General features: G+C 38.6%; 2 protein-coding genes. Both read left to right on the plus strand.

Going from position 1 to position 2,863, the window contains the following annotated elements:
* The first annotated feature begins 242 nt into the window (after positions 1-242).
* Entirely contained in the window at positions 243-1,928 is a 1,686-nt protein-coding gene (locus tag HMPREF9444_RS03690; RefSeq protein ID WP_009143017.1) for a Mu transposase domain-containing protein, read from the plus strand.
* Positions 1,929-1,930: 2 nt separating this feature from the next.
* Positions 1,931-2,707 (plus strand): ATP-binding protein, encoded by a 777-nt coding sequence (locus tag HMPREF9444_RS03695; protein WP_009143018.1) that lies wholly within the window; start codon positions 1,931-1,933, stop codon positions 2,705-2,707.
* Positions 2,708-2,863: the final 156 nt, after the last annotated feature.

Consider the following 2,863-nt stretch of genomic DNA (forward strand, 5'->3'; position numbering starts at 1 on the left):
TGAAAAATCTACATAAAAAAGCACATAGATCCTCTAAAATCGATCTTGTGGGTTTTATCTTCTAATTTGAATATTTCTGTCTCTTAAAAAAATCATTTTAGTCTCTTAATTTTCATTTTGCTGTCCTCTATTTTTACAAAGAAGATCTTTTAATTTTGCTTCCCACTTTCTTTATCTGCATATTCTCTTTTCTATATTGAATATGCCGCTGTCGGCATGTTTGATATTCAAAGGAGTTTTCCATGACTTTAGATGTTGAAAGATTAAGAAAAGTGGCACAAATGTGCCTGCTGAATAAATCAGTAAGGAATATAGCAGCGCTGAACGGTTGTTCTCCTTCAACGGCAGTAAGAATTAGAGCTCGACTTAAACAAGCCGGTTTTTCTTTACTTGAAGATCTCAATAAAGTAAGCGACGCTGAGCTTTCTCAAAAAATTTATGCCCGCAATAACATTGCCGTAGATTCTTCAAAGGAAATTGAAATCCTTGATAAACATGTATTGATCCGCCGTACGGTGAATAAAGAGAGAAATGTTTTGGTTCCGGATTTTGACCGCATTATTGATGAATGCGTTAGATCGAAAGCTTCTATACAAACCGCTTACATTGATTATCTTGAACAGTGTAAAGTTCAAAATAAAAGACCTTACAGCCGTTCTTACTTTTTTAAACTTTTTAAAGCAAAACTCAAAGCCACTCAAGATCCTGTTGTCACCATGTATCAAATGCATCCGTATGGAGAAGCAGTGCAGCTGGATCTGGCAGGAGACACCCTCAAATTTATTAAGCCGGACGGCTCGGTTGCCAAGCTTTATATTTTAGTAATGACCTGGCCGGCAAGTTACTACACTTATGCGGCTTTAATTCCCGATATGACGACAGCTTCATTTTGTGAAGGCATCGTTAAAGGCCTTCAGTTTTTCGGCTGCAAGCCTGATTACCTCATCATAGACAATGCTAAAGCCTTAGTAACCAAACATCATGTCGGAGCCGATGAAATCTTTAATGAACAGTTCAGCTTTTTTATGCGTAAATTAGGGATTTTAATTGATGCCAACAACCCTCGCAGTCCCACATCCAAAAGTGCAGTAGAACGTACCGTGGGCATAGTTTGTGACCGTTGTCTTTCGCGTCTTAAAAAAGAGAAATATCAAAACATCGCAGAGTACAGTTTACGATTGCTGTCTCTTGTCGATCAATACATCAATAAAGCTCCGTTCAGGCAAAGAGGCAGCGATACACAAAGAGAAACTCTTTTTAATCAATACGAAAAGCTTAAAGCTCATCCTCTTCCCGACATCTTACCCGGTTTTACCAAATACTATCCGGGTATCAAAGTTCCTTCTAATTACTTAGTTAACGTAGAAGGTCACTTATACTCGGTACCTTATCGCTTCGTCGGGAAACAGATCGATGCTGAAGTATGCGGCAGCAGCATCGTGTTCTTCCACGATACCAAAGTCATAGCCGGGCACTTAAAAAGCATAAGTGACGTGCCTCAAATCTTACCTGAGCATATGCCTAAAGGCCATGCTGCGCTTGCTAAAAAAAGAAGTATGTACAACACCGAAGAGTCAATTCTTGCGGAAGCCAAACTGCAAAGTTTAGAGCTGTTCCGCTTATGTGAAATATGGCTCAATCGCGACGGAATGCAGAAGAAAAAGGCTTGTATTTACAGCATTAACCTATACAAACGCAATTATTTTAACGTTTCTCTTTTAGATGAAGCCGTACGACGGATGCGCTCTTCAACCGATTATCGGTTGTGGAATACTTATACCTTAAGAAAAATTTTATCTGAGATAAAAGACGAAGTTATGAGCAGCGACACCGGCCGCTTTATGACGCAGGAAGACATTATCGAAGATGTTTTGTCCAATCCTGATTACACCTATCTGCGCACCGTAAAACCGGTCAAAGGAGAATAAAAATGGCACTTACAGCTCAACAGTCAAATCTTATAGCTCGCTTTAACAAATTACGCCTGAGTGGTTTTGCCGATATGTTAATGAATCAATTTAACAACTCTGCAGCTTATATTGAGGCCACTTATGAAGATAAATTAGAAGACTGCCTTTCAGCTCATGAGCAATATCTTGGATCTGCACGCTTTTTACGGTTGAAAAAAGCGGCAGGTCTTACTGATTCCATAACCCTTAATGAGATAAGTCAAAAGCTGCCTTTAGGGTTGGACCGTGAACAAATACGTTATCTTATCCGTAACACTTGGATTGAAAATGCGGTAGAAAACATTATTATCTCAGGACCTTGCGGAGTAGGAAAATCGTGTCTGGCAAATGCAATCGCCATTCATGCCTGTAAATCAGGGTATAGAACTTTGTTTTATAAGGCTACTGAATTACTTGAAGAGCTTGCTCATAAAGATAACGGAGATCGCATTAAGTATAGGAACAAGCTGCTTAAAACCTCCGTGTTGATTTTAGACGACTTCGGAATAAAGAGGTTATCCGAAGAAGCAATATATGAGCTTTATTTAATGTTGGATAGTCGTTACAACAAATATCCTGTCATTGTAACGACACAGCTTAAGCCTGAAGGTCTTTTAAGTTATCTGGGAAAAGTGAGTACCCGCTCTGAAGCTGTCATCGAACGTCTTTGCAAGCCGGCTGTGTTTATAAATCTTATCGGTGACAGTAAACGACCGGAAAGGCGGTTTACTTCGGATACGTCAAATGATCGGAAATAAAAGACAAAAAATAGCTTTTTAAGAGACATTGAAGATCTTTTTAGTAGACGTAAAAGTTATTTTTATGAGATTAAATCGCCTGATATAGATAAATTTTATAAGTTATTAGGCGGTTATTTTTAGTGGATCGCTGATCTTTTTTAATTAGATTATTCA

Origin of the sequence: Succinatimonas hippei YIT 12066, assembly GCF_000188195.1 — a bacterium.
Taxonomy (GTDB): Bacteria; Pseudomonadota; Gammaproteobacteria; order Enterobacterales; family Succinivibrionaceae; genus Succinatimonas; species Succinatimonas hippei.

What these genes read in the sequence shown, in the direction of transcription:
- HMPREF9444_RS03690 (WP_009143017.1), top strand. Translation starts at nt 243, where the DNA reads ATGACTTTAGATGTTGAAAGATTAAGAAAAGTGGCACAAATGTGCCTG.
- HMPREF9444_RS03695 (WP_009143018.1), top strand. Translation starts at nt 1,931, where the DNA reads ATGGCACTTACAGCTCAACAGTCAAATCTTATAGCTCGCTTTAACAAA.